Genomic DNA, 24118 nt, shown 5'->3' with positions numbered 1-24118 from the left:
GCGGAATTCCGCACTTCAGCGAAAGCCGTAAGCCCGGTTCAGGGCCGGTAGATCCGCTCAGCCGTGTTCCAGAAGATATCCGCCTCGGCGGCCGCGCCATGTCTGGTCACGGCATCGCGGTGCGCCTTGATCAACTCGGCGTGGCTGGTCCACAGCTTCTCGATCGGGAAATTCGAACCGAACATCAGGTGGTCGGCGCCCAATATTTCGATTGCGTTGTCGACGATATAGGCGATCAGCGCCGGGTCGTTGCGGTGGACGAAAGTGCCCAGACCGGAGAGCTTGGCATGGAAATTGGGCGCGGCTGACAGCATGCGCAGGCCGGCCTTCCAGGCCTCGGTGGTTTCCGGTTCCATGCCGGTCAGCATGCCGGCATGGGTGAGAATGAAATTGGTTTGCGGGTTTTCGCCGACCAGCGTCAGCCCGTCCTTCATCTGGGCAGGGAAGAGCTGCAGGTCGAAGGACAGGTTGTAATCCTTCAGCCGCGCGACATTGGCGCGTACCCTGGGGTCGATGACCTGATCGGCCGAGGCAGCGAAGCGGAAGGCTGGCGTCTCGTGCCAGTGCAGTTGCATGCGCACGCCGCGCAGCAGCCTGTATTTCATCAGCCGATCGATCTGCGGCCTGACATCGTCGACCGTCATGTCGGCATAGCCGACAATGGCGTGCGGCCAGCCGGTTTCGTCAGCCGTCTTCTGCAGGAAGGCGACTTCCTTCTCGAAATCCTCCTTGGCCCAATTGGTCTGGACATAGACGGCCTTCTCGACGCCAGAACCTTGCTGGTCGGCGAGAAACTCCTCGATCGGATAATCGCGGCGGATCGGCTCGTAGGGGCCGAAGATGCGCGGCACCATCGGCCCGACCAGCCAGGGCTGGTCCTGCTGGCGCCAGATGTGGAAATGCGCGTCGATGGCTTTCTGCATCAGGATACCCTTTTCCAGAGTGTCGCAGCCGCCGGGGCAGGGCGGGCAAGCGACAGGATGAAATCGGTGAGACCGGCAAGTGACGAGCCGTCGACCAGATCGTCGAGCACTGGCAGGATGGCGCTGAGCGCGGCGGTTTCCGGCCGGAAGCGTGGGTCGCCGGCCAAAGGGGTCGCCAGCGACAGCCGGAAGGCGCGGGCGCTCAGCCGGCGGATGGCCGTTTCCAGTTCGGCATGGCCGCCACGCTCCAGGGCGTCCGACAGGATGACGACAGCGGCGCCGCGCGCGAAGGACGAGAAGCGCGGCACCGAGAGGAAGGCGAGCAGTGTCGGTCCCATGCGGGTGCCGCCGTCCCAGTCGTCGACCTGCGCGGCCGCGCGCGCCAGCGCCTGCTCCCGGTCGCGGACGCGCAACGCCGTGGTGATGCGTGTCAGCCGCGTGCCGAAGGTGAAGATTTCCGCCCGGTCAGCACCCTGCACGGCGGCATGCGCCAACTTGAGATAGTCCGCTGTGTGCAGCTTCATCGAGCCCGAGACGTCGATGAGGATCAGCAGCTTGCGCGGCACGGTCTGGCGGCGGCGCAGCAGCGGCGAGGGGACATCGCCATCGGCGCTGACGATTTCGCGCAGCGAGCGGCGCAGGTCGAGCTTGCCGCGCGAATGAGTGCGCACGGTACGAAAGGAGCGGCGGGCGGGCAGGGCGGATGACAGGTGGCGGCGAAAGGCGGTCAGCCTGTCGTCGTCGCGCCGGAAGTCGCGGGTGCTCAACTGCTCCAGCGCCGAGGACAGTTCGCCACCTTCTTGACTGTGCTCGGCGTCGATCCGCTCATCGTCGGCGCCGCCATCATCCTTGATGCGGGTTTCCTCGTCGGCTTCGCCTTCGACCACGGCTGACGTGTTGCCATGGAAATAGCTTTGGAAATGGGCCTCGAACTCGTCGCGGCGATCCGGCGGCGGCGCCAGCGTGGCAAGGGCGGCCTCGCGGATATCGGCCATTGAGCGGGGGCCGAGCAGGGTCACGGCTTGCATGAAGCCGGTGACTTGTTCGGGGGCGACGGCGAAGCCATAGTTGCGTAGCAGCCGGGCGAAGCCGAGGAAGGGAGCCGCGGCGCGGGGCAAGCTTGTTTCCCGCATCATTTCGTGGCGCCCCCCTCTGTCCTGCCGGACATCTCCCCCTCTAGGGGGGAGATTGGCAGCTTCGATGCTTCGCCTGGTTCCGCGATGTCGCGAATTAGCGAAAGCCGGGATGACAGCCGATCTCCCCCCTTGAGGGGGAGATGTCCGGCAGGACAGAGGGGGGCGCTGTCCCGCAAGCGTTGCCCAATGAGGTCGCGCATCACCCCAGCGCCTCCTCCACAATCCGGCCAAGCTCCGGCGCGATGTAGGACAGGTCTTCCTCGTCCTTGATCAGCACGCCGATGGCGCGGCGGAAGGCTTCCGGCCAGGGGCTGCCGCCTTTTTCGAGGATGGTCGCGGCATTGGCCCATTCGACCGCCTCGGCGATACCTGGCGGCTTGGCCAGCGGGCGGGCACGGATGGTCTGTACCGCCGCCGCCACGGCACGCGCGGTGTCTTCAGCCACATCGCCGGCGCGCAGCATGATGATCGCGGCCTCGCGTTCGGCGTCGGGATAGCCGATCCAGTGATAGACGCAGCGGCGGCGCAGCGCCTCGGCAAGTTCGCGGGTGCGGTTCGACGTCAGGATGACGATCGGCTGTGCCTCGGCGCGGATCGTGCCGCGCTCGGGAATGCTGATCTGGAAATCGGAGAGGAATTCGAGAAGCAGCGCCTCGAATTCATGGTCCGAGCGGTCGATCTCGTCGACCAGCAGCACGCGCTGCCGCGGCGCCTTCAGCACCTGCAGCAGCGGCCGGGCAATCAGGAAACGGTCATCATAGATGTCGATCTCGTGCTCGCCGGCGTGGCGGATGGCGAGCAGCTGGCGCTGATAATTCCATTCGTAGAGCGCGTGTGCGGCGTCGATGCCTTCATAGCATTGCAGCCGCACCAGATCGCGGCCGAGCAGTTGGGCGATCGCCTTGGCCGCTTCCGTCTTGCCGACGCCCGGCGCGCCTTCGAGCAGCAGCGGCTTGCCCAGCCGGATGGCGAGAAAGATGGCGGTGGCGAGGCTGTCGTCGGCGAGATAGCGCGAGGCGGCAAGATGCTGCGCCACCGCCTCTGGTGACGTCGCGACAGCCTCGTTGACATCAGGCATTTCGGCCACTCAGTTCGCTTGCGCCTTCAGCGCGCGCAAAATACGCTCGGGCGTGATCGGCAGCGTGTCGATGCGCACGCCGACGGCGTCGAAGACGGCGTTGGCGACGGCGGGGATCTGCGGGTTGGCGCACATTTCGCCCGGACCCTTGGCGCCATACGGTCCATCGGCCGAAGGCCGCTCCAGCACGATGATTTCGGTTTCGGCGAGGTCGCCGGGGCCGGGCATCAGGTACTGGTTGAAGTCGGTGCCGCCATGGTCGCGGTTGGGATAGTAAGGCTCGGTCGTCTCGTAGAGAGCGTGGCTGATGCCCATCCAGGAGCCGCCGACGAGCTGTTGCTCGACCATTTTCGGGTTCAGCGCGCGGCCGATCTCGAAGACGTTCTTCACGGTGAGCACGGTCACTTCGCCGGTCTCGTCGTCGACCTCGACTTCCGCCACCGTGCAGGCATGCGCGTAGCAGGTCGACGGCTTCATCGCACCGGTTTCCTTCTCCGGATAGGAGCGCGGGATCAGGAACATGCCGCGCCCTGATATGGAGCGGCCGCGCTTGAAATGCGCCGACAGCGCGACGTCGAAGATCGAGATCGACTTTTGCGGCGCACCCTTGACCAGTATGTTGCCCTGGCCGTCGGTTTCGAGGTCGGAGGCGTTCACTTCCAGCTCTTCGGCCGCCACTTCCAGCATGACCTGGCGCGCTTCCTTGGCGGCCTGGATGACGGCATTGCCGGCGCGGTGGGTGCCGCGCGAGGCGAAAGTGCCCATGCAGTGCGGGCCGGTATCGGTGTCGGCGGTGTCGACGACGACACGGTCGGTCGGCACGCCGATCGTCTCGGCGCAGATCTGCGCCATGATCTGCTTCATGCCCTGGCCGAGATCCACACTGGACAGCGTCACCATGAAATTGCCGGTCGGGGTCGAATGCACCAGCGCCTGGGTCGGGTCGCCGCCGAGGTTCATGCCGGTGGGATAGTTGATCGCGGCAACGCCGCGTCCGCGCCTGATCGCCATCTCAGGTTCCCTTCACGTAGGAGGACATCGCCATGTATTTCTCAGCCACCGGCCAGTTGGCGGCGCGCGAGGCTTCCTGCATGCACTCGATCAGCGCTGCCCCCTCCGTCGGCTGGCGATGCGCCTTCATGTCGCCGTCGCGATAGGCGTTGATGAAGCGGAATTCGAGCGGGTCCATGCCGATCAGCCGCGCCAGCTTGTCCATCTGCACCTCCAGCGCGAAGTCGCCGATGGTGACGCCGAAGCCGCGCATGGCCGAGGATGGCGTGCGGTTGGTGTAGACGCAGTAGGTGTCGATCCAGACATTGGGGATGGTGTAGGGGCCGGGATAATGGCCCGCGCCCTTCTGCGCGCCATAGGGCGAATGGCGCGAATAGGCGCCGGCATCGGTATAGCCGGTGACCTTTCGGGCGACGATGCGGCCGTCCTTCATGACGCCGTCCTTGATGACGACCTTTTCGGCCGCGCGCGGCGACGAAATCTGCATCTCCTCCTCGCGGCTGTAGACAAAACAGACCGGTCGTCCGGTTAATTTCGCGCCGAGGATAGCGATCGGCTCGACGATGACATCGACCTTGCCGCCGAAACCGCCGCCAACCGTGCCGCCGACGAAATGCAGCTTCGAGCCCGGCATCTGCAGGATGATCGAAGTGTTGTCCAAGGTGAAGAACATCGCCTGCGTGTTGGTGTGGCAGGTGAAGCGGTCATTGCCCTCTGGCACCACGATACAGCCGGTGGTCTCGGTCGGCGCGTGCTCGATGGGGGAAGATTGATAGCTTTGCTCCAGCACGTGATCGGCCTCGGCAAAGCCCGCCTCGACATCGCCGAAGCGCACCTTGCGGCACTCGCCGCTGTCATAGAGGTAATAATTCTGGCCGTGATATTCGTTGACGATCGGCGCGCCGGGCTTCAGCGCCTCCTCCATGTCGAAGACCGCCGGCAGCACTTCGTAGTCGACCTTGACCTTGGCGGCGGCTTCCTGGGCGGCCCGCTCGGTTTCGGCCAGCACCGCCACCACGGCCTCGCCCCTCCAGCGCACCTTGCCGTCGGCCAGCACCGTCTCATCCTCGGGCCCGACCTGGATCAGGATCAGGATGGTGTAGACATTGTGCGGCACGTCCTTGGCCGTCAGCACCTTGACCACGCCCGGATGTTTTTCGGCCTCCGATGTGTCGATCGAGCGGATGCGGGCATGGTGGTGCGGACTGCGCACCATCTTCAGGTGCAGCATGCCGGGGAAATTGCGGTCGGCGAAAAAGGCGGTCTTGCCGGTGACATGGCCAGGCGAATCCGAGCGTGGCCGGGCCTGGCCGATCTCGTGCAGATCGTCCTTGCGGACATCGGCGAAGTAGCTCTTGCGCAGTTCCATTGTTTTGGTCCTTCAGAGCATGATGCCGAAATCATGCTCTATCGTTTTGATTTAGAGCCGGATTCAGATTTCAGGTCTGTTCGACCAGAAATCATCCGGCTCTAGGCCGCGTTCTGCGAGTTGGCACGGGCGGCGGTGAGCACCGCCTGGATGATCGGCTCGTAACCGGTGCAACGGCAGATGTTGCCCGACAGCGCCTCGACGACCTCGTCGCGGCTGGGATTGGGCGTATGGTCGAGCAGTACCTTGGCCGCCATGATCATGCCCGGCGTGCAGAAGCCGCATTGCGTGGCGAATGCATCGAGAAAAGCGCGTTGCAGCGGGTGCAGGACGCCGCCTTCGGCAAGGCCCGATGTGGTGGTGATGGCGGCGCCATTGCAGGTCTCGGCCAATGTCAGGCAAGACAGCCTGAGTTCGCCGTCGATGATGACGGAGCAGGCGCCGCACGTTCCCTGGTGGCAGCCACCCTTCGGCGAGGTGTCGCCGATCTTGTCGCGCAAGGCGTTGAGCAGTGTCGTGCCGCTGTCGATGAATTCGGCCTTTTCAGAGCCGTTGAGCGTGAATTGAACCGGGACCTTTGCCATTCTTCCTCCTTGCGCGCCTGCCCCGCGGGGCAAGCGCGCGCCCCCCGACGTGTTTTCAGGCCAACCCAAGCAGCAGCCGGCCAAGATGGACCGGCAGCACTTCGGCACGATACCAGGCGCTGGCGATTGGATCGGTGATCGGCGCGGTGCCTTCACCCGCGGCGGCCAGCGCCGGTGCTATGCCATCCGGGTCGAGCGTCCTGCCGATCAGGGCTTTTTCCGCTGCCTTGGCGCGCACCGGCCGATCGGCCATGCAGCCGAGCGCGATCCGCGCCGAGGACACGGTCCCGTCTCCAGCCTGTTCCAGAACGACGGCGATGCTCAGCACCGAGACGCCCTTGGGCTTGACCCGCGACACTTTGAGGAAGCGGAAGCTGTCGGCCCTCGGAAGCGTCAAGCTCACCGATGTGACGATGGCGCGACTGTCGCCCCGTCCGGCCAGGAAGGTCTCGATGGGGCGTTCGCCGTCATCGGTGCCGACCGCTGCATCGAGCGCCAGCAGGGCGACGGCGAAATCGCCATAGGGCGCTGGCGCGAACAGATTGCCGCCGACGGTCGCCATGTTGCGGATCGCCGGGCCGCCGACGGCGCGCGCGGCCTTGGCAAGGGCGCCGAGCTCCGGATGGCGGGCGATCTCCGCCATGGTCACCGAAGCGCCGATGCGGACCTTGCCGCCGCCGACGTCGATGGCCGAGAGGGCCGGGTCGGTCGACCTGACAAGCCCGGAGACCGAGACGTCGCCTTCATTGGCCGCGCGGACCACGAGTGTACCGCCGCCGAGATAGCGCGTGCCGGCGGCCTTCAGCGCGCCATTGGCGTCCTTTACCGTGGCAAAAGTCTGCAGTGCCAGCGCCATGGCCCGCTCCTTCAGCTCTGGCCGGCGAAATGGTTTTTCAGGGCATTGAAGCCGCCTTGAAAAACATTGGTTCCCATGCCTTCGGCCAGCTTGTCCGCCTCCTCGGGGGCGGCGTCGAAGCTGGCGGTCCATTCGGCAAAGGTGCGGTCGCCGTCGGTGACGCGCCGCAGTTGCAGCGTCGCCTTGTGATTGGTGAGCGGCTGCGGCGTTTCCAGGATGGAATAGCTGACGAGGAAATCGTCATCGGAAAAGTCGAGCAGTTGTTCACGCAGCCGCGCGCCACTGGCGAGCTGGAAGTTGCGCACGCAGCCGATCGTGCTGGCGTCCTTGCCGTCCTCGATGTGGCTTTCGACCATGCGTGGATGCCATCCCGGCAGGTCGTTGAAGTCGCGTATGCGCGCCCAGACCTTTTCGACCGGCGCGTCGATGACGCTGGAGATGGTGACTTTGGGCATATGATGTTCCCTTGCCAATGATCGTTGCGGCAAGGGTAGGGCGGCAGAGCGGGCGGCGCTTATCAATGCGTCTTGAGCGTATATCAACCAGTCTGAAAAACAGGGGCCGCCGGTTCAGGCCATTGCCCGCGCGGCCTCGCGGTAGAGCGTCGGCGGCACGCCGACATGGTCGCGGAAGAAGCGCGAGAAATTGCCCTGCGTGGTGAAGCCGAGATTGCAGGCGACCGAGATCAACGGCTCCCGCGACCACTGCAACTGCCGCACCGCTTCCTCCATGCGCAGCGTGTTCCAGTAGACGTTGGGCGTCAGATTGGTCTGTTCCTTGAACAAAGCGAAGAAATGCGGCCTGGACAGGCCGACGGCACGCGCCACATCGTCGAACGAGATGCGCTCGCAGACATTGGCCTTCATCAATTGGATCGCCTTGCGGACGCGGAAATCCTGCATGGTGTTGATGCGGCCGCGCGCCTCCTGCGGGGCCGAGGCGTCGGCGGCATCGAGCACGGAGTCGATAAAGCGCTCGATCTCGTAATTGGCGATGTCGTCGACGCTTTCATTGTCGGTGAGATGGTCGAGCAGGCTGGCCGCGGCCTGGTGCAGCCACGGCTCGAGCGCGATCGCCGCCTGCGAAAACAACGGCGCGCTGGATGGCAAGTCGCGGCGGCGGCGGGCCCAGTCCGGGTCGATGTAGAAGGCCAGGAACAGACCCGGCCGGCCGTCCTGGGACAGGACGTGGCTATGCGGCTGCAGCGAATTGATGCCGGCGGCGGTACCTGGGCCGAGCCGGACGGTCTCGCGGCCGATGGTCATCTCGCCGGCGGTGCCTTCGAGCCAGATGATCAGATGCGCCTCGACATGGGCGTGGGTGACGAAGTCGCTCGCGACATTCAGGACAGAAACATGTCCGAACCGGCCCCAGTAGAGCCTGATCGCTTCCGTCATGGGTATATCCTCCCGCAAGCGACTGGCCTCCCTTCGCCTGCAGGGGGATTGTGCGGCCGGTTTTCGGCATCCGTCAAGGTGTAGGCCGTTGGCCGGTCCCCAGGGCTCTCGGCTTCAGCCGATTTTCAGACTGAGCGATAGGAACCAGAACGAATAGCGCTTCGGGCTCTCAGTCGCTGCGCCTGAAATTGCGGATGCGGTCGAACAATACCGCCAGCAGGATGGCGCCGCCGATGAAAGTCCCTTGCCAGAAGGCGTTGATGCCGAGCAGGCCGAGGCTGTTGCGGATCACCTCGATCAACGCCGCGCCGACAATGGCGCCGAAGGCGGTGCCGACGCCGCCGGCGAGGTCGGCGCCGCCGATGACGGTGGCGGCGATCACCTGCAGTTCCATGCCGTTGCCGAGATTGGTGGTGACGGCGCCGAGCCAACCGGTCTGGATGATGCCGGCAATGCCGGCCGACAGCGCCGAGATCATGTAGACGGCGACCTTGATCTGCTTCACCGGGACGCCGGTCAGCGTCGCCGCGTGCTCATTGCCGCCAATGGCGAAGATGTGCCGGCCGAACTTGGTCCAGCGCAGGATGAAGCCGGTGATCAGCGCCAGGATGATCATGTAGAGCACCGGATTGGCGATGCCGAACACCCAGGCGCCGCCGCCGAGTGCGAGAAGCTTCTGGTGATCCGGTCCGAACTGGAAGACGACGGTGTTGTTGGAAGCGACCATGGCAAGGCTGCGCGCGATCGACAGCATGCCGAGCGTCACCACGAAGGGTGGAAAGCCGAGATAGGCGATAAATATGCCGTTGAAGGCGCCGATGGCGAGCGCGGTGGCGATCGAGGCCAGGATGCCGATTTCGATCGAGTAACCGGCGTGCATGGTCACCGCCAGCACCATCGACGACAGGCACAGCACCGAGCCGACCGACAGGTCGATACCGCCGGTGATGATGACGAAAGTCATGCCGAGCGCGACGATGGCGACGAAGGTGACGTTGCGGGTGATGTTGTAGAGGTTCTTCGATGTTGCGAAGGCGTCGGTGGCGAACGACAGGAAGATGCAGGCGAGGATGACGGCGATCACCACCCAGAAGGTCTGGGTGGAGAACAGCCGCGACAGGAAAGTATGCTGCTTCTGCGCGATCGTCTGATCAAGGGTGACTGCCATTATCGACCTTTCCTGCCGGCGGCGAGGCACGCCAGCCTGGTGAAATCCGGATTAGCCGCGCTCACGAGACCTGCTCGATGGCGCCGGTGATGAGCCCGGTGACCTCCTCGGGCGAGCTCGAGGCGATTGCCTTGTCGGCGACCTTGCGTCCCCGCCGCATGACGATGACGCGGTCGGCGACGTCGAACACGTCGGGCATGCGGTGGCTGATCAGCACCACCGCTATGCCTTGGTCGCGCAGATGGCGGATCAGGTTGAGCACTTCGGCCACTTGCCTCACCGAGATCGCCGCCGTCGGTTCGTCCATCAGAACGATCTTGGCCTGCGACAGCATGGTGCGGGCGATCGCAACCGCCTGACGCTGGCCACCCGACATCTGCTTGACGAGATCGCGCGGGCGGGTCTCGGACTTCAGCTCGGCGAAGAGCTGGCCGGCCCGCTTGTACATGGCGGCATAGTCGAGGATGCGGAATGGGCCGACGCCGCGCCGCAGCTCGCGGCCGAGATAGACATTGGCGGCGGCCGTCAGATTGTTGCAGAGCGCAAGATCCTGGTGGACGATCTCGATGCCGTGCTGGCGGGCTTCCGCCGGCTTGTTCAGGATCAATTCCTTGTCGTCCATGCGCATGGTGCCATGGCTCGGGTGGAAATTACCGGCGATCATCTTGACCAGCGTCGACTTGCCCGCGCCATTGTCGCCCATCAGCCCGACGACCTGGCCGGGTTCGATCGACAGCGACACGTCGTTGACAGCCTGGATGGCGCCAAAATGCTTCGAGATGTTGGTGAGTTCGAGAACCGCCACCAGCCATTGCCTCCCCATGCCTTGCCGCATGCCTTTTCCAGGCCGCGGCTCTTCTATCGTGCTCCCCATTCCCCCCGGAGGCAACGATCTTCGGCATTTACGCGAATGCCGGCGCGGGCGTCAATTGTCGAAATGTGCTATTTGTCAGACGAATAAGAGTATGCGGTTCCGAAAAATCCGTTTTGTAGGACAAATAGCAATTGACGTTGGCGTCGCGCCGTTATTAGTTGATGGTCGGAGAAAGATTTCCGGTCCCAGGCCATTGTCGCGGAGGGACCGGTGGGAGGTTATCGGCCGTTACGGCACGTTGCCGGTCCGGCCGCATCTGAAAATGCTTACCGGCCTTGCCTGGCGGCACGAGCATTGGCTCTGCCATCTCGCATACGGGCGGTTTGTGTGTGTGGCGGGCACGCCGTGTCCGTCTGTTTTAAAGGGAGGACTGACATGAGGAAAACAGTATTGCTCGCCGCCGTCGCCGCCATGGCGTTGGGCGCCGGGCCGGCCTTGGCCAAGAAGCAGCTCGTCATCGTGGTGAAAGGTCTCGACAATCCGTTCTTCGAGGCCATCCACCAGGGCTGCGAGAAGTGGAACAAGGAAAACGCCAGCTCGGAATATGAATGCTTCTACACCGGTCCGGCGTCGACTTCCGACGAGGCCGGCGAGGCACAGATCGTCCAGGACATGCTGAGCAAGCCCGATACGGTGGCGATGGCGATTTCGCCGTCCAACGCGCCTTTGATCGCGCAGACGATCAAGAGCGCCAATCCGACGATCCCGATCATGACCGTCGACGCCGACCTTGCCAAGGAAGACGCGGCCCTGCGCAAGACCTATCTCGGCACCGACAACTATCTGATGGGCAAGAAGATCGGCGAGTATATCAAGAAGGCCAAGCCGAATGGCGGCACGATCTGCACCATCGAGGGCAACCCGGCGGCCGATAACATCCTGCGCCGCGCGCAAGGCATGCGCGACGCGCTGACGGGCAAGGAAGGCCTCACGGCATTGGCCGGCGAGGGCGGCTGGACGGAAGTCGCCGGCTGTCCGGTGTTCACCAATGACGACGGCGCCAAGGGCGTGCAGGCGATGACCGACATCCTCGCCGCCAACCCCAAGCTCGATGCGTTCGGCATCATGGGTGGCTGGCCGCTGTTCGGCGCGCCGCAGCCCTACCGCGATCTGGTCGGACCGCTCAAGGACCGGCTGGCCAAGAACGACTTCGTCATCGGCGCCGCCGACACGATCGGCGACGAGGTGGCGATCGCCAGGGATGGCCTCGTCACCGCGCTGGTCGGCCAGCGGCCCTTCGAAATGGGCTACAAGGCGCCGACGGTGATGATCGACCTGATCGAAGGCAAGAAGGTCGACGATCCGGTGTTCACCGGCCTGGACGAATGCACCAAGGACACGGTTGACACCTGCATCCAGAAGTAACTTGTGATACCGGGGCGTCCTTTCCGGGCGCCCCGTCAACTCCCTCAGTGACAAGGACAGGCAGCATTGTCGGGGCAGAGGCTCCGGCTTGTCGGGCTCGTGCGTCTTGCCGTTCGGCATGGACAATGGCGGGCACGGACAATCCGGACGGCTTCCAGACAAGATCGCCGACGCCGGAACGAAGATGCCGGACGACAAGTCTAGAAAGCGATCCGCTGGGCTCGAAGCGCCGCCCAGCCCGCCCGCCGCTACTGTTCGCCGGCCTGAAATGGCGTGGAACCCCGGATCGAGCGTGCATGCCTCGCTGGCCGGCGAAATCGGCCTCAGGATCGTCCGTGGCGACTATCCGCCGGGCACCATCCTGCCCAATGAAGCCAAATGGTCGGAAACGTTCAACGTCAGCCGCTCGGCGGTGCGCGAGGCCATCAAGATGCTGATGGCCAAGAGCCTGCTTGCGTCGCGGCCCAAGATCGGCAGCTGGGTCGAGCCCAGGGAACGCTGGAACTTGCTCGACCGCGACGTGCTGGCCTGGTACGCGACCTCGCCCGACCGCGAAGTGTTCCTGCGCACCGTGCAGGAGTTCCGCCACATCATCGAACCGGAAGCCTCCGCCTTCGCCGCCATAAGGCGCAACGGCGAGCAGATGGCGGAGATCAGCCAGGCCTGCCGCGAGATGGGAACGGCGACGAACCTGCAGGAGCGCACGCGCGCCGACACACGCTTCCATCTCGCCATTCTCAGGGCCTCAGGCAACGACCTTCTGGTGCCGCTTGGTGTGCTGATCGAATCGGCGCTCGACCATCTCTTCGTCTTCGTTACGCGCGAACACGGCGACCAGCGGCGCGCCCAGTCGCTGCACGAGGCGATCGAAAAGAACATCCGCCTGCAACGGCCGGCCGCCGCCAGGGCCGCGGTGCACAAATTGCTCGCCAATACCGACGAGGTCATTGAGCGGTCGCGGCGGTAAAGCCGTTCGAGCCCTCAGATCGTCTGCTTCTTGCCATCCTTCATCGGCATCAGATCGACGCCGTTCACCTTGGCGATATGCGTTGCCAGCATCGGCACGAACTGTTCGGCCGGACCGGTTGCGTGAGCGCCGGCGAAGGAGTTCTTGGTGGCGTTGCCGAGCGGGTTGGCGATGCCCGCCGCGCCCGCCATCGATTCCAGATAGGTCAGATCCTTGAAGGCATTGGCGATGGTGAATTTGTGGGCGTCACGGTCACCCTCCAGCGTCCAGCGCATGAAGGTCTGGTAGAAGCCGCAATCCATGCGGCCGTTGCGGATGACGCTGTCGAAGCGCGGCGGCGAGATGCCGACCTTCTCGGCCAGCGCCAATGCCTCGGAATAGAGGGCGGCGTAGCCCAGCGAGATGAAATTGTTGAGCAGCTTCATGCGGTGGCCGTCGCCGGTGTCGCCGATATGGACGATGCGGCCGGCCCAGGTGTCGATCACCGGCTTGACCCTGGCGAAGACGGCGTCGGGCGCGCCGACCATGGCGTCGAGCGTGCCTTCCCAGGCCTCCTTCGGCGTGCGGCTGAGCGGCGCGTCGACATAGTCGACGCCGAGCGCCTTGAGTTCTGCCGCGAGCGCCACCGTCGAGACCGGATCCGAGGTCGAGCAGTCGACGACGACCGAACCCTTCTTCAAGCCCTCCTTGAGGCCACCGGGACCGCGAATGATGGCCTCCACCTCGCGCGAGCCGGTGACGCAGATGAAGACGATATCGGAGGCCGCCGCCACGTCGCGGGAAGTCGGTGCCTCGTGAGCGCCCCGGCCGAGAAGATCCTCCGCCGGTTTGCGGTTCTTGCGGCCGAGGAAGGTGAGGGAATAGCCCTTGTCGACGATGTTCTTGGCGATGCCGTGACCCATCAGGCCAAGGCCGACAAAGCCGATTGTCTCGCTGGTGGCGGAGGTGTTCATGCTGTCTGTCCTGTTTGCGATTATCGATAATGTCGCCGCTGTTTTAGCCATAGACGGTTGCGGAAAGCAATATTGTCTGACAATAGACGTAAATCCCAGGACTTTCGTGGAGACCACAATGACGAAGCGGATCATGTTCACCGGCGGCAGCGGCAAGGCTGGGCGGCACGTCGTGCAATATCTGGTGGAGCAGGGTTGCCAGGTGCTCAACATCGACACCAGGCCGCTCGACAATCCCAAGGTGCGCACGCTGATCACCGACATCACCGACAGCGGCCAGGTGTTCAACGCGCTGTCGAGCTATATGGGCCTGCACGAATTCGATCCGTCGCTGCGGCCGCAGCCGGTGGACGCCGTGGTGCATTTCGCCGCCATTCCACGCATCATGATCACGCCCGACAATGAGGTGTTCCGCATCAATGCGATGGGCACCTACAACGTCATCGAGGCCGCGGTGAAGCTCGGCATCCGCAAGGTGATCATCGCTTCAAGCGAGACGACCTACGGCCTGGTGTTCGCCAACGAGCCGCGCGATCCCGAATATTTCCCATTGGACGAGGCGTATGACGTCGATCCGATGGACAGTTATGCGCTGTCCAAGGTCGTCAACGAGAAGACCGCGCGGGCATTCGCGCAGCGCAATGGCACCGATATCTATGCCTTGCGCATCGGCAACGTCATCGAGCCGCATGAGTATTCGCTGTTTCCGAAATGGTTCGCCGACCCGGGGTTTCGCAAACGGATCGCCTGGAGCTACATCGACGCGCGCGACCTTGGCCAGATCACGCTGCGCGCCGTCGAGAAGGACGGGCTGGGCTATCAGGTGTTCAACGCCGCCAATGACGACACCTCGTCCGATCTGCCGACCGCTGAACTGTTGAAGCGGTTCTATCCAGGCGTGCCGGTCAAGGCCGATCTCGGCGAATACGAGACGCTGCTGTCGAACCGCAAGGCGCGCGACATGCTCGGTTTCCGGCCGGAGCACAGCTGGCGCAAATACGTCAAGACCGCCTGAGCGCGCTCGAATCGCGGCTGGGTTGTGCATAGCTCAGGGCTTTGCCGTCCAAGGCCCGCACCGCGCTTGACAGCTTCCCTAAACCGGCCTCTCTGGAGTCCATGCGGGACGCGAAGCCGAACAAGGAAAAATCGCCTGGAAAGGCTGGGGCCGCCGAGCGCCAGGCCGGTGTTCGCCGGCCCGACGCGGCACGCATTCCGGGCTCCAGCGTGCACACCTCGCTGGCCAGCGAGATTGGGCTGAGGATCGTGCGCGGCGACTATCCGCCCGGCACCATCCTGCCCAATGAAGCCAAATGGTCGGAGACCTTCAGCGTCAGCCGATCGGCGGTGCGCGAGGCGATCAAGATGCTGATGGCCAAGAGCCTGTTGGCATCGCGCCCCAAGATCGGCAGCTGGGTCGAGCCGAAGGAGCGCTGGAACCTGCTCGATCGCGATGTGCTGGCCTGGTACGCGACGTCGCCCGACCGAGAGGTGTTCCTGAAGACGGTGCAGGAGTTCCGCCACATCATCGAGCCGGAAGCGACCGCCTTCGCCGCCATGCGGCGGACCGACGAGCAGATGGCGGAGATCAGCGAGGCCTGCCGGGAGATGGGCGAGGCGAAAAGCTTGCAGGAACGGACCCGCGCCGACACCCGCTTCCATCTCGCAATCCTGCGTGCTTCCGGCAATGACCTGCTGGTGCCGCTCGGCGTGCTGATCGAGTCCGCCTTCGATCACCTATTTGCCTACACGACACGCGAACTCGACGATTTGCAGCTCGCGCAGAAGATGCACGAGGCAATCGAAAAGAACATCCGCCTGCAGCGGCCGGACGCGGCGCGCAATGCCGTGCGCAAGCTCTTGGCCAATACCGACAACGTCATCCGTTCGCGATAGATTTCCGCGACACGCGGGTGTTCCCGCCCTGCGGGCTCGACGCAATTCGGGCCGTCACCGTCAAAAAATTCAAACGCCGGTGTCGGATCGGCCGTGTGGCACGCGTCCTTGGGATATCGAAGAGGAACCCACGAAGGAGTATCGACATGCCCAGCACCGTTCGTCTGCATCGCGTTCTGACCACCAGCCCGGAGAAGGTCTACCGCGCGTTTCTCGAAGCCGACGCGCTTGCCAAATGGCTTCCGCCAAACGGCTTCACCTGCACGGTCCATCAGTTCGACGGCAAGGTCGGCGGCACGTTCAAGATGTCGTTCCGCAACTTCACCACCGGCGACAGCCACTCGTTCGGCGGCGAATATGTCGAGCTCGTTCCGGGCGAACTCCTGCGCTACACCGACAGGTTCGACGATCCCAATTTGCCCGGCGAGATCGAGGTGACCGTGACGTTGAAGAAAGTGTCGGTGGGCACCGAAGTGAACATCATCCAGGCCGGCATTCCGGACGTCATTCCCGCGGAAGCCTGCTATCTCGGCTGGCAGGAATCGTTGCGCAACCTGGCCAAGCTCGTCGAACCGGATATCAAGCAATAGGCGCTCTGTTCGGGAGCCATTGGCGGGCGAGGGCGGCTAATCCTCCTTTGGCCGCCCGAATGCTTCGCGCAGTTCGTCCTTGGCGTCCTCGAGGACCTTCTTGCGCGCCGCGGGCAGGTTCTTGCCGGCCCGGTTGATGTAGAAATTCAGCATCGACATGGCGGACTGGAAGGGCTCGGCCTTGCGGCGGTGGCTGTGTTCCGCCGATCGCTTGAGCGAGGCGGCGATCTTCCTGGCGTCGTCGGATTCGAAGACGTGTTCCTCGAGATCCATCGCATCGCTGTGTTCGGTCACCTCGGCCGACCATTTCTGCTTGGTCGCGGTCATGGCTGGACTCCTTTGCGGTTGTTGATTGGAAACTCCGCATATTGGGGTCGGTTCCCGCATCCTTGTCGGCCTGGAGCCACGGATTTGCCCGCTGTGGCGCTGCTGTGCGCCGAGAATGCGTCGATAGTGGCCAAAACAGCAGCGGCTGAAGCCGCCGACAGGAAACGCCTTTGACCCGAAGCGACTTGAGCCGGCCCGGCCCCGGTATCGACAGTTCCTACGCCTGGATGCGCCTGGCCATCTCGATGCTGCTGGCAACGATCGGCGCGGTCGGCATGTGGGCCGTCGTCGTGGTGCTGCCGGCGGTCCAGGCCGAGTTCGGCGTCGACCGCGCCGCCGCATCCATGCCCTACACCGCGACCATGGTGGGCTTTGCCGCCGGCAATGTGCTGGTTGGCCGCGCGATCGACCGCATGGGCTACTGGGTTCCGGCGCTGATCTCTTCGGTCGCGCTCTCCGCCGGCCTGCTGCTCGCCGCGCTGTCGACATCGATCCTGCAATTCACCCTTGCCCAGGGCGTGCTGATCGGCGTCGGCACATCGGTGATCTTCGGGCCGCTGATCGCCGACATCTCGCACTGGTTCAACCGCCGCCGCGGCGTCGCCGTCACGGCGGCGGCCGCGGGCAACTATCTTGCCGGCGCGATCTGGCCGACCATCATGCCAACGCTGATGAAGGCGGAAGGCTGGCGCTTCACCTATGCGGCCATCGGCGTCTTCTGCCTGGTCACCATGGTGCCGCTGGTGCTGTTGCTGCGGCGGGGCGCGCCAGCGGCGGCGGCCGCCGGCTCGCCCGGGAGCAGGTCCGTGCAGCCGATGCCGATGTCTCCGGCGGCAATGCAGGCGCTGCTGGTCGTTGCCGGCCTCGGCTGCTGCGTGGCGATGTCGATGCCGCAAGTGCATATCGTCGCCTATTGCATGGATCTGGGCTACGGCATGGCGCATGGCGCCGACATGCTGTCGATCATGATGGCGGCGGGCGTCGTCAGCCGGCTTGCGTCGGGCTTTGTCGCCGATCGCATCGGCGGTGTCAAAACCTTGCTCATCGGCTCGGTGCTGCAATGCCTGTCACTGCTGTTCTATATCCCGTTCGACGGGCTCGCCTCGCTCTATGTCGTGTCGCTGGTCTTCGGCCTGTCGCAGGGCGGCATCGTGCCTTGCTACGCGATCATCGTGCGCGAATACCTGCCCGCCAAGGAGGCCGGCCAGCGCATCGGCATCGTCATGATGGCGACGATTTTCGGCATGGCGATCGGCGGCTGGATGTCGGGCTGGATCTACGACCTGACGGGCTCGTATGCCGCCGCGTTCCTCAACGGCATCGCCTGGAACCTCTTGAACATACTGGCGATCGGGCTGTTTATGTGGAAAGCAAGGCAGAGCGCCGCCGTCGCCGCCTGAGGAAGGCCAGGCACTGCCACTCGGTGGCTCGCCTTGACAACAGGCAGTCACTGCGCGACGCCAGGGGCCGATGGGTGCGGCAACAGGCCGGTGAGATGGCGACAGCTGGAAAGATCGCATTGCGGACGCGCCTCGATGGCCATGCGCACGGGGCGAGGCCTTGATCAAGCCACGTTCGCGCCGGGGCGGCGGCCGCCCGACCCTGTCGGATGTGGCGCGCAAGGCCGGCGTCGGCGCCATCACCGTTTCACGCGCGCTGCGCGACCCGGCGCGCGTTTCCGAGGAGCTGCGCCGTCAGATCCAGGCCGCCGTCGACGAACTCGGCTATGTGCCGGACCCCAATGCTCGGGCGTTGGCCTCGGCGCGGGCGGAAGTGTTCGGCGTGCTGGTGCCGTCGCTGACCAACAACGTCTTCGCCGAGGTGGTGCGCGGCATCTATGACAGCCTGTCGGACAGCCCGTTCCGCATCCAGCTCGGCAATACGCACTATTCCGGACTTGAGGAAGAGCGGCTGCTGCAGCTGTTTGGCTCCCAGCGGCCGGCGGCGCTGATCGTTGCCGGCATCGACCAGACGCCCACCTCGCGAAAACTGTTGGAGAATGCCGGTTGCCCGGTGGTCCAGGTGATGGAGACCGGGCCCGATCCCGTCGACATGATGGTCGGCTTCTCGCATCTCGACGGCGGCAGGACTGCCACCGAGCACCTGATCGAGGCGGGGTATCGCCGGATCGGTTTCATCGGTGCGCGCATGGACCCGCGCTCGCAACGGCGCCTCGCCGGTTACCGGGTGGCGATGGAAAAGGCCGGCCTTTCAGACCCACGCCTGATCACCACCACGCCGGTGCTTTCCAGCGTGCCGCTTGGCCGCGAGCTGTTCCGCGATGCTTTGGCCAAGATGCCGACGCTGGACGGCGTGTTCTGCAACAATGACGACATCGCGCTCGGCGTGCTGTTCGAATGCCATCGCGCCTCGATCGACGTGCCGAAGACCATCGGCATTGTCGGCTTCAACGATCTCGACATGATGCAGGTGGCCTTTCCCTCGATCACCAGCATCCGCACTCATCGCTATGAAATCGGCAGGCGCGCAGTGGCGATGGCGCTGGCGGCAATCTCCGGTGATCGGTCGCGGGAGCGTGTCGTCGACCTCGGCTTCGAGCTCAAGCGCCGCGAGAGCACGGCACGTTGAACACGGTTTCGAGAACACCCGCGAATGGCGCTTTACACTGCGTCATGGTAGCGCTACCATTTTTCTTCGGGAGGCTTCGTCACCGAAATGGTGAACTTGTTTATTATACATAAGCAACAGCTCATGCTTGTTTATTATGTATAATATGATAGCTTTTCCCCGACCGAAGGAGCCTGCAAGGGAGGGATTCAGGGAGGTCGTCGGCATCAGGCAGGCCTGACCGCGCAAGGCGGAAGGTGTCAGCCGGAAGCTCGAAATTGCATAAAACTGAACCGACAAATCGGAACTGCAATCGGGAGGATTATCGATGATCAAGTCACTTGTCGGTGGCATCGTTGCCGCCAGCGCCTTCGTCATGCTCAACTCGGCCGCCATGGCCGCCGGCCCGGAGATCGTCTCCGGCCCCGCCGCCCAGGCCGACTGCTTCGCGCCCTGGAGCGCGGACACCAAGTTCTTCAAATTCCCCAAGAAGGAAGGCCCGTACCGCATCGCCTTCGCCAATGGCTATATCGCCAACACCTGGCGCATCCAGATGGTGCAGACGGCCAAGGCCTATGCGTCGCAGCCCGACGTGAAGGCAAAGATCAAGGAATTCAAGGTCGTCTCGACCGGCGAGGACGTGCCGGCGCAGATCTCCGCGATCAACAACTTCATCGATTCCGGCTATGACGCCATCGTCACCGATGCGCAGAACCCGACCGCCTTCGGTCCGGTCATCAAGCGCGCCAAGGAAGCCGGGATCGTGCTGGTCGCCTTCGACAACATCCTGGATACCAAGGACGCCATCAACGTCAATGTCGACCAGAAGGGACTTGGCGAATTGTGGGCCAAATGGCTGGTCGAGAAGATCCCGAACGGCGGCAAGATCCTGGAAGTGCGCGGCGTCGCCGGCACCTCCGTCGACACCGATCGCCACAACGGCATCCATGAGGTGTTCGACGCCTCGGGCAAGAAGTGGGACGTGACCGAAGTCGCTGGCAAGTGGGATGACGGCGTGGCGCAGAAAGTGACCGCCGATGCGATCGCCACCAACGGTCCGTTCGACGGCATCACCGGCCAGGGCGGCGACACCGGCATCGTGCAGGCGATGATGGACGCCAAGCATCCGTTCGTGCCGTTCGGCGGCGAGACCGAAAACGGCTTCCGCAAGTTCTGCGCGGCGCATTCGGCCGATGGCCTGAAATGCACCTCCGCCGGCTCGGGCCCGGCCCAGGTCGCCGTCGCCATCAAGACGGCGATCGCGGCACTCGAAGGCGAGGTGGTGCCGCAGGAGGTGAAGCTGCCTCTGGCCGTCGCCACGGATCCGGACATGAAGGAAGGCACGGATTACTTCCCCAAGGAGTCCGACAATTTCTTCGTCGGCAACTCCTTCCCGACCTGCGGCATCAATTTCAGCGCCCAGGAAATCATGGGGCAGACCAAGGAAAACCAGTAGTCGCTTCTATCGTCTGGCGCCGTGGCCTGGTCCGCGGCGCCAGCCTGCAATCCCACAATCACCCTGGGAGGGTTGATGGACGGTGCGGCTCCACTCTTTCGCATGGAAGGCATTTCCAAGCGCTATGGCGGCGTGCGGGCGCTGGAAAAGGCCGAACTGACGGTCGAGGCCGGCAGCATCCATGCCATTCTCGGAGAAAACGGCGCCGGCAAGTCGACGCTGATCAAGGTCATGGCCGGTGTCGTGGCGCCCGACGAGGGCCACATGATGCTGGACGGGCGCGAGGTGACCTTCGCGTCGCCGGGTGCGGCGAACAAGGCCGGCATCGTCTGCATCTTCCAGGAACTGTCGCTGATCCCCGAACTCAGCGTCGCCGACAACATCGTCATTTCGGATCCGCCCAAACGCTTCGGCATGATCGACCGCAAGGCGCAGCGGCGCATCGCCGAGGACGCGCTGGCCCGCGCGGGTGCCGGCGACATCCATCCGCTGGCGCTGGTCAAGGACCTGCCGCTGTCGCGGCGGCAGATGGTCGAGATCGCCAAGGCCCTGGCGCGCAAGCCGCGCATCCTCATTCTCGACGAGGCGACATCGGCGCTGACGGCGGCGGACGTTTCGAAGATCTTCGGCGTGCTGAAGCGGCTGCGCTCGGAAGGGCTGGCGCTGCTCTACATCTCACACCGCATGAACGAGATCGCCGAACTCGCCGATCAGTGCACGGTGTTCCGCAATGGCCGCAATGTCGCCAGCTACAAGGCCGGCTCGAAGAGCGACAATGAGGTGGTCGAACTGATGATCGGCCGCGAGTACAGCCATATTTTTCCGCCCAAGCCGCCGGCGGCAGCCGCCAGCGCCGCCCCCAGGCTCGAGGCGCGCAGGTTGTCCTGGGCCGACCGGCTGCACGACATCTCGCTGACCGTCAGGGCAGGCGAGGTGGTCGGCCTCGGCGGGCTCGATGGCCAGGGCCAGCGCGAATTGCTGCTTGCTTTCTTCGGCGTGCTGCGCGGCCTTTCGGGCGAGGTGCTGATCGACGGCAAGCCGGTGACGATCACCAGCCCTGCGGCGGCCCGCGAGGATGGCATCGGCATGGCGCTCATCCCGGAGGACCGCAAGACCGAAGGACTGATGCTGCCGATGACGGTGCGCGAAAACCTGTCCTTTGCCGCGCTCGACCGGCTGTCGAAAGGCGGCATCATCGACCGTGCCGCCGAACAGCGGCTGATCGACGACATGGTCGGCCTGCTGGCGATCAAGACGGCGGGCCTCGATATTCCGGTCGGCGCGCTGTCGGGCGGCAACCAGCAGAAGGTGGTCATCGCCAAATGGCTGATGCGCCAGCCGCGCATCATCCTGCTCAACGATCCGACACGCGGCATCGATGTCGGCACCAAGCAGGAAATCTACCAGCTGATGCGCAAGCTGGCGGACGCCGGCGCGGCGATCCTGTTCTATTCGACGGACTATGACGAGCTGATCGGCTGCTGCGACCGCGTGCTGGTGCTCTATGACGGCGCGGTCAAGCGCGAACTGGTCGGTGCAGAAATCACCGAGCGGGCGCTGATATCGAGCGCGCTCAACATCCATGGCGATGAGAGCCCGGTGGGCCTGGGAGCAAGCCTGTGAAAGATTGGCGCTACTGGCTGGCCGAGCAGCGCGGAACGCTGCTGGCGCTCGGCATCTTCATCGTCATGTTCGTCATCTACACGTCGAACCATCCGGCGGGCTTCACCGCCAATGTCGTGCAGACGGCCGCGAACAAGGGCGTGCTGCTTGCCTTCGTCGCCATGGCGCAGACGCTGGTCGTGATAACCTCCGGCATCGACCTGTCCGTCGGCATGATCTTCCTGCTCACCAACTGCCTGGCCTCCTGGCTGGTGGTGGGCACGCCGATGCAGACCACGCTCGGCGTCATCGCCGTGCTGGCGGCGGGCCTTCTGTGCGGCGCCATCAACGGCGCCATCGTCATCTATGGACGGCTGCAGCCGATCGTCGCCACCATTGCCACCGGGGCCGTCTATTACGGCATCGGGCTTCTGCTGCGGCCCTTCCCGGGCGGTTCGGTCAATGAGGACCTTGCCGATGCGCTGACCGGCCGCGTGTTCGGCTTCGTGCCGGCGAGCCTGGTGGTGCTGCTCGCCATCGTGCTGGTGATCTGGGTGCCGTTCAGCCGCTCCGTCCTTGGCCGGGCGGCCTACGCGGCGGGCTCTTCGGAAACGGCGGCCTATATGTCCGGCGTGCCGATAAGGCGCGGCAAGTTCGCCGCCTACACGCTGGCAGGGCTGCTGGCGGCGATCGGCGGGCTGTTCCTCACCTTCTTCACCTATACGGGCGAGGCGGCCTATGCCAGCGGCAACTCCTACACGCTGTTCTCGATCGCGGCGGTCGTGCTGGGTGGTGTGTCGCTGTTCGGCGGCAAGGGCAGCGCCATCGGTGCGATCTTCGGCGCGCTCGCCTTCCGCACCATCGGCGACCTGTTGTTCGTGTTCGATTTCGACCCGCTCTGGCAGCCGCTGTTCCAGGGCGTTATCCTGCTGGTCGCCGTCAGCCTCGGCGCCTTCGCTTTGTTTCGGGTCCGCAACCGGCTGGAGTGGTTCCTGTGAGCGAGACGACGCCGATGGTTGGGAAGAGCGACAGCGGCATTGCCGGCCGCATGCCGAAATTCATCCGCCGCGCCGATCCGGCGGTGCTGACGGCCTTTGCCTGCATCGTGGTGCTGCTGTTGGTCGGCAGCCTTTATTCGCGCAGCTTCCTGTCGCCTGAATATCTCTTGCAGCAGCTCAAGGTGGCCTCGTTTCTCGGCGTCATCGCCACCGGCATGATGCTGGTCATCCTGCTCGGCCAGATCGACCTGTCGGTGCCGTGGTCGGTGGCGGCGGGCGCGATGATGGCTTGCGCGGCCGCCGCCTACGGTCCGGCGGGCGTGGCGCTGGCCATTCCGTTCGGCATTTTCTGCGGTGTGCTGATCGGCGTCGTCAACGGCATCGGCGTCGCCTATCTGCGCATCCCCTCGATGATCATCACGCTGGCCACCAACGCCGTCGCGCAAGGGCTGATGGTGGTCTACACCGGTGGCTTCTCGCCGCAGGATTCGGCCACCGGCGCCATGCGCTATCTGGCCACCGGCTTCACCATTCCGGGCGTTCCCAACGCGGTCATCATCTGGGCGCTGATCGGGGCCGCGATGGTGTTCGTGCTGACCCGCAGCGGTTTTGGCCGCGCGGTCTATGGCATCGGCAACCGCGAGCGCGCCGCCTATCTCTCCGGCGTCGACACGCGGCGCGTGGTGATGATCGCCTTCGCCGTGTCCGGCGGTCTCTCCGCCTTCGGCGGCGTGCTGCTGGCCGGCTACGCCTCCAAGGCTGCGCAATCGATGGGCGATGCCTATCTGCTGCCGTCGATCGCGGCCGTCGTGCTCGGCGGCACCTCCATCCTGGGCGGGCGCGGCTCCTATCTCGGCACCGTTGCCGGCGTGATCCTGATCACGCTGCTGCAATCCATCCTGTCGGTCATGCAGATGCCGGAGGCGGGGCGGCAGATCATCTATGGCGTCGTCATCGTCGCCATGCTGCTGCTTTACGGCCGCGCCCCGGCGAGCCGCTGACC

The 24118-nt window shown here is 64.5% G+C and carries 24 protein-coding genes; 11 read left to right on the top strand and 13 right to left on the bottom strand.

Translation table 11 applies throughout. From position 1 onward, the window contains the following. Positions 1-38 precede the first annotated feature (38 nt). The 11 genes from LB564_RS26685 to LB564_RS26635 form a co-directional block, all read right to left on the bottom strand. Positions 39-923 (bottom strand): amidohydrolase family protein, encoded by an 885-nt coding sequence (locus LB564_RS26685; RefSeq protein ID WP_224542174.1) that lies wholly within the window; start codon positions 921-923, stop codon positions 39-41. Then, the gene (locus tag LB564_RS26680) at positions 923-2059 is read right to left on the bottom strand and encodes a vWA domain-containing protein (RefSeq protein ID WP_224542172.1); all 1137 of its coding nucleotides are present in this window, start codon (positions 2057-2059) and stop codon (positions 923-925) included. Before LB564_RS26680 ends, LB564_RS26685 begins: the two co-directional genes overlap by 1 nt. Positions 2060-2258: 199 nt before the next feature. Beyond that, positions 2259-3137, bottom strand: coding sequence for an AAA family ATPase (locus tag LB564_RS26675; RefSeq protein ID WP_224542170.1), 879 nt, complete (start codon positions 3135-3137; stop codon positions 2259-2261). Positions 3138-3146: 9 nt separating this feature from the next. Then, a complete protein-coding gene (locus LB564_RS31570) occupies positions 3147-4148 on the bottom strand; it encodes a xanthine dehydrogenase family protein molybdopterin-binding subunit (protein WP_135919316.1) in 1002 nt (333 codons plus the stop codon). A gap of 1 nt (position 4149) precedes the next feature. Further along, the gene (locus LB564_RS31565; protein WP_140702019.1) at positions 4150-5517 is read right to left on the bottom strand and encodes a xanthine dehydrogenase family protein molybdopterin-binding subunit; all 1368 of its coding nucleotides are present in this window, start codon (positions 5515-5517) and stop codon (positions 4150-4152) included. A gap of 101 nt (positions 5518-5618) precedes the next feature. Then, entirely contained in the window at positions 5619-6101 is a 483-nt protein-coding gene (locus LB564_RS26660; protein ID WP_140702018.1) for a (2Fe-2S)-binding protein, read from the bottom strand. 55 nt (positions 6102-6156) lie between these two features. Beyond that, a complete protein-coding gene (locus LB564_RS26655; RefSeq protein WP_224542168.1) occupies positions 6157-6957 on the bottom strand; it encodes an FAD binding domain-containing protein in 801 nt (266 codons plus the stop codon). Positions 6958-6968: 11 nt separating this feature from the next. Beyond that, positions 6969-7412, bottom strand: a complete 444-nt coding sequence (locus tag LB564_RS26650; RefSeq protein WP_224542165.1) for an SRPBCC family protein — start codon at positions 7410-7412, stop codon at positions 6969-6971. A gap of 114 nt (positions 7413-7526) precedes the next feature. After that, on the bottom strand, positions 7527-8354 hold the full coding sequence (locus tag LB564_RS26645; protein ID WP_224542163.1) for an AraC family transcriptional regulator: 828 nt from the start codon (positions 8352-8354) through the stop codon (positions 7527-7529). Between the two features lie 169 nt (positions 8355-8523). Next, positions 8524-9522, bottom strand: coding sequence for an ABC transporter permease (locus LB564_RS26640; RefSeq protein WP_140702014.1), 999 nt, complete (start codon positions 9520-9522; stop codon positions 8524-8526). Between the two features lie 61 nt (positions 9523-9583). After that, positions 9584-10327, bottom strand: a complete 744-nt coding sequence (locus LB564_RS26635; protein WP_027047043.1) for an ATP-binding cassette domain-containing protein — start codon at positions 10325-10327, stop codon at positions 9584-9586. 444 nt (positions 10328-10771) lie between these two features. On the opposite strand from LB564_RS26635, the gene LB564_RS26630 reads away from it, so the two are divergent. Beyond that, positions 10772-11761: a sugar-binding protein gene (locus LB564_RS26630; protein WP_140702013.1), complete on the top strand. Its 990-nt coding sequence runs from the start codon at positions 10772-10774 to the stop codon at positions 11759-11761. A 184-nt stretch (positions 11762-11945) separates the two neighbouring features. Then, positions 11946-12728 (top strand): FadR/GntR family transcriptional regulator, encoded by a 783-nt coding sequence (locus LB564_RS26625; protein ID WP_140702256.1) that lies wholly within the window; start codon positions 11946-11948, stop codon positions 12726-12728. A 14-nt stretch (positions 12729-12742) separates the two neighbouring features. On the opposite strand, the gene LB564_RS26620 is transcribed toward LB564_RS26625, so the two are convergent. After that, complete coding sequence (locus LB564_RS26620) at positions 12743-13732, bottom strand: NAD(P)-dependent oxidoreductase (protein ID WP_411910223.1); 990 nt, start codon at positions 13730-13732, stop codon at positions 12743-12745. A gap of 67 nt (positions 13733-13799) precedes the next feature. Here LB564_RS26620 and LB564_RS26615 point away from each other — a divergent pair, with 67 nt between their 5' ends. From LB564_RS26615 to LB564_RS26605, 3 genes are all read left to right on the top strand, one after another. After that, positions 13800-14696: an NAD-dependent epimerase/dehydratase family protein gene (locus tag LB564_RS26615; RefSeq protein ID WP_224542159.1), complete on the top strand. Its 897-nt coding sequence runs from the start codon at positions 13800-13802 to the stop codon at positions 14694-14696. A 101-nt stretch (positions 14697-14797) separates the two neighbouring features. After that, a complete protein-coding gene (locus tag LB564_RS26610) occupies positions 14798-15574 on the top strand; it encodes a FadR/GntR family transcriptional regulator (RefSeq protein ID WP_140702010.1) in 777 nt (258 codons plus the stop codon). Between the two features lie 146 nt (positions 15575-15720). Beyond that, positions 15721-16164 carry an SRPBCC family protein gene (locus LB564_RS26605; RefSeq protein ID WP_224542157.1) on the top strand — a complete coding sequence of 148 codons (444 nt, stop codon included), beginning with the start codon at positions 15721-15723 and terminating at the stop codon, positions 16162-16164. Positions 16165-16200: 36 nt separating this feature from the next. On the opposite strand, the gene LB564_RS26600 is transcribed toward LB564_RS26605, so the two are convergent. Continuing rightward, on the bottom strand, positions 16201-16491 hold the full coding sequence (locus tag LB564_RS26600) for a DUF3175 domain-containing protein (protein WP_181173553.1): 291 nt from the start codon (positions 16489-16491) through the stop codon (positions 16201-16203). A gap of 170 nt (positions 16492-16661) precedes the next feature. On the opposite strand from LB564_RS26600, the gene LB564_RS26595 reads away from it, so the two are divergent. The 6 genes from LB564_RS26595 (at position 16662) to LB564_RS26570 (ending at position 24116) form a co-directional block, all read left to right on the top strand. Then, positions 16662-17891: an MFS transporter gene (locus LB564_RS26595; RefSeq protein WP_224542155.1), complete on the top strand. Its 1230-nt coding sequence runs from the start codon at positions 16662-16664 to the stop codon at positions 17889-17891. Positions 17892-18051: 160 nt separating this feature from the next. Continuing rightward, the gene (locus LB564_RS26590) at positions 18052-19080 is read left to right on the top strand and encodes a LacI family DNA-binding transcriptional regulator (protein WP_224542154.1); all 1029 of its coding nucleotides are present in this window, start codon (positions 18052-18054) and stop codon (positions 19078-19080) included. A 307-nt stretch (positions 19081-19387) separates the two neighbouring features. Next, positions 19388-20515, top strand: coding sequence for a sugar ABC transporter substrate-binding protein (locus LB564_RS26585; protein WP_140702005.1), 1128 nt, complete (start codon positions 19388-19390; stop codon positions 20513-20515). Positions 20516-20590: 75 nt separating this feature from the next. Then, complete coding sequence (locus tag LB564_RS26580; protein WP_224542152.1) at positions 20591-22138, top strand: sugar ABC transporter ATP-binding protein; 1548 nt, start codon at positions 20591-20593, stop codon at positions 22136-22138. Beyond that, positions 22135-23115 carry an ABC transporter permease gene (locus tag LB564_RS26575; protein WP_140702003.1) on the top strand — a complete coding sequence of 327 codons (981 nt, stop codon included), beginning with the start codon at positions 22135-22137 and terminating at the stop codon, positions 23113-23115. The genes LB564_RS26580 and LB564_RS26575 overlap by 4 nt, the downstream gene beginning before the upstream one ends. Further along, positions 23112-24116: an ABC transporter permease gene (locus LB564_RS26570; RefSeq protein WP_224542150.1), complete on the top strand. Its 1005-nt coding sequence runs from the start codon at positions 23112-23114 to the stop codon at positions 24114-24116. Before LB564_RS26575 ends, LB564_RS26570 begins: the two co-directional genes overlap by 4 nt. Positions 24117-24118: the final 2 nt, after the last annotated feature.

It is taken from the genome of Mesorhizobium sp. ES1-6 (genome assembly GCF_020164775.1).
Taxonomy (GTDB): Bacteria; Pseudomonadota; Alphaproteobacteria; order Rhizobiales; family Rhizobiaceae; genus Mesorhizobium.
Note: the sequence above shows the minus strand (reverse complement) of the source record. Positions and strands in the feature narration are given on the sequence as shown.

What these genes read in the sequence shown, in the direction of transcription:
- LB564_RS26680 (WP_224542172.1), bottom strand. Translation starts at nt 2,059, where the DNA reads ATGATGCGGGAAACAAGCTTGCCCCGCGCCGCGGCTCCCTTCCTCGGC.
- LB564_RS26610 (WP_140702010.1), top strand. Translation starts at nt 14,798, where the DNA reads ATGCGGGACGCGAAGCCGAACAAGGAAAAATCGCCTGGAAAGGCTGGG.
- LB564_RS26645 (WP_224542163.1), bottom strand. Translation starts at nt 8,354, where the DNA reads ATGACGGAAGCGATCAGGCTCTACTGGGGCCGGTTCGGACATGTTTCT.
- LB564_RS31565 (WP_140702019.1), bottom strand. Translation starts at nt 5,517, where the DNA reads ATGGAACTGCGCAAGAGCTACTTCGCCGATGTCCGCAAGGACGATCTG.
- LB564_RS26615 (WP_224542159.1), top strand. Translation starts at nt 13,800, where the DNA reads ATGACGAAGCGGATCATGTTCACCGGCGGCAGCGGCAAGGCTGGGCGG.
- LB564_RS26650 (WP_224542165.1), bottom strand. Translation starts at nt 7,412, where the DNA reads ATGCCCAAAGTCACCATCTCCAGCGTCATCGACGCGCCGGTCGAAAAG.
- LB564_RS26660 (WP_140702018.1), bottom strand. Translation starts at nt 6,101, where the DNA reads ATGGCAAAGGTCCCGGTTCAATTCACGCTCAACGGCTCTGAAAAGGCC.
- LB564_RS26675 (WP_224542170.1), bottom strand. Translation starts at nt 3,137, where the DNA reads ATGCCTGATGTCAACGAGGCTGTCGCGACGTCACCAGAGGCGGTGGCG.
- LB564_RS26605 (WP_224542157.1), top strand. Translation starts at nt 15,721, where the DNA reads ATGCCCAGCACCGTTCGTCTGCATCGCGTTCTGACCACCAGCCCGGAG.
- LB564_RS26640 (WP_140702014.1), bottom strand. Translation starts at nt 9,522, where the DNA reads ATGGCAGTCACCCTTGATCAGACGATCGCGCAGAAGCAGCATACTTTC.
- LB564_RS26625 (WP_140702256.1), top strand. Translation starts at nt 11,946, where the DNA reads ATGCCGGACGACAAGTCTAGAAAGCGATCCGCTGGGCTCGAAGCGCCG.
- LB564_RS26600 (WP_181173553.1), bottom strand. Translation starts at nt 16,491, where the DNA reads ATGACCGCGACCAAGCAGAAATGGTCGGCCGAGGTGACCGAACACAGC.
- LB564_RS26585 (WP_140702005.1), top strand. Translation starts at nt 19,388, where the DNA reads ATGATCAAGTCACTTGTCGGTGGCATCGTTGCCGCCAGCGCCTTCGTC.
- LB564_RS26655 (WP_224542168.1), bottom strand. Translation starts at nt 6,957, where the DNA reads ATGGCGCTGGCACTGCAGACTTTTGCCACGGTAAAGGACGCCAATGGC.
- LB564_RS26620 (WP_411910223.1), bottom strand. Translation starts at nt 13,732, where the DNA reads ATGGCTAAAACAGCGGCGACATTATCGATAATCGCAAACAGGACAGAC.
- LB564_RS26580 (WP_224542152.1), top strand. Translation starts at nt 20,591, where the DNA reads ATGGACGGTGCGGCTCCACTCTTTCGCATGGAAGGCATTTCCAAGCGC.
- LB564_RS26685 (WP_224542174.1), bottom strand. Translation starts at nt 923, where the DNA reads ATGCAGAAAGCCATCGACGCGCATTTCCACATCTGGCGCCAGCAGGAC.
- LB564_RS31570 (WP_135919316.1), bottom strand. Translation starts at nt 4,148, where the DNA reads ATGGCGATCAGGCGCGGACGCGGCGTTGCCGCGATCAACTATCCCACC.
- LB564_RS26630 (WP_140702013.1), top strand. Translation starts at nt 10,772, where the DNA reads ATGAGGAAAACAGTATTGCTCGCCGCCGTCGCCGCCATGGCGTTGGGC.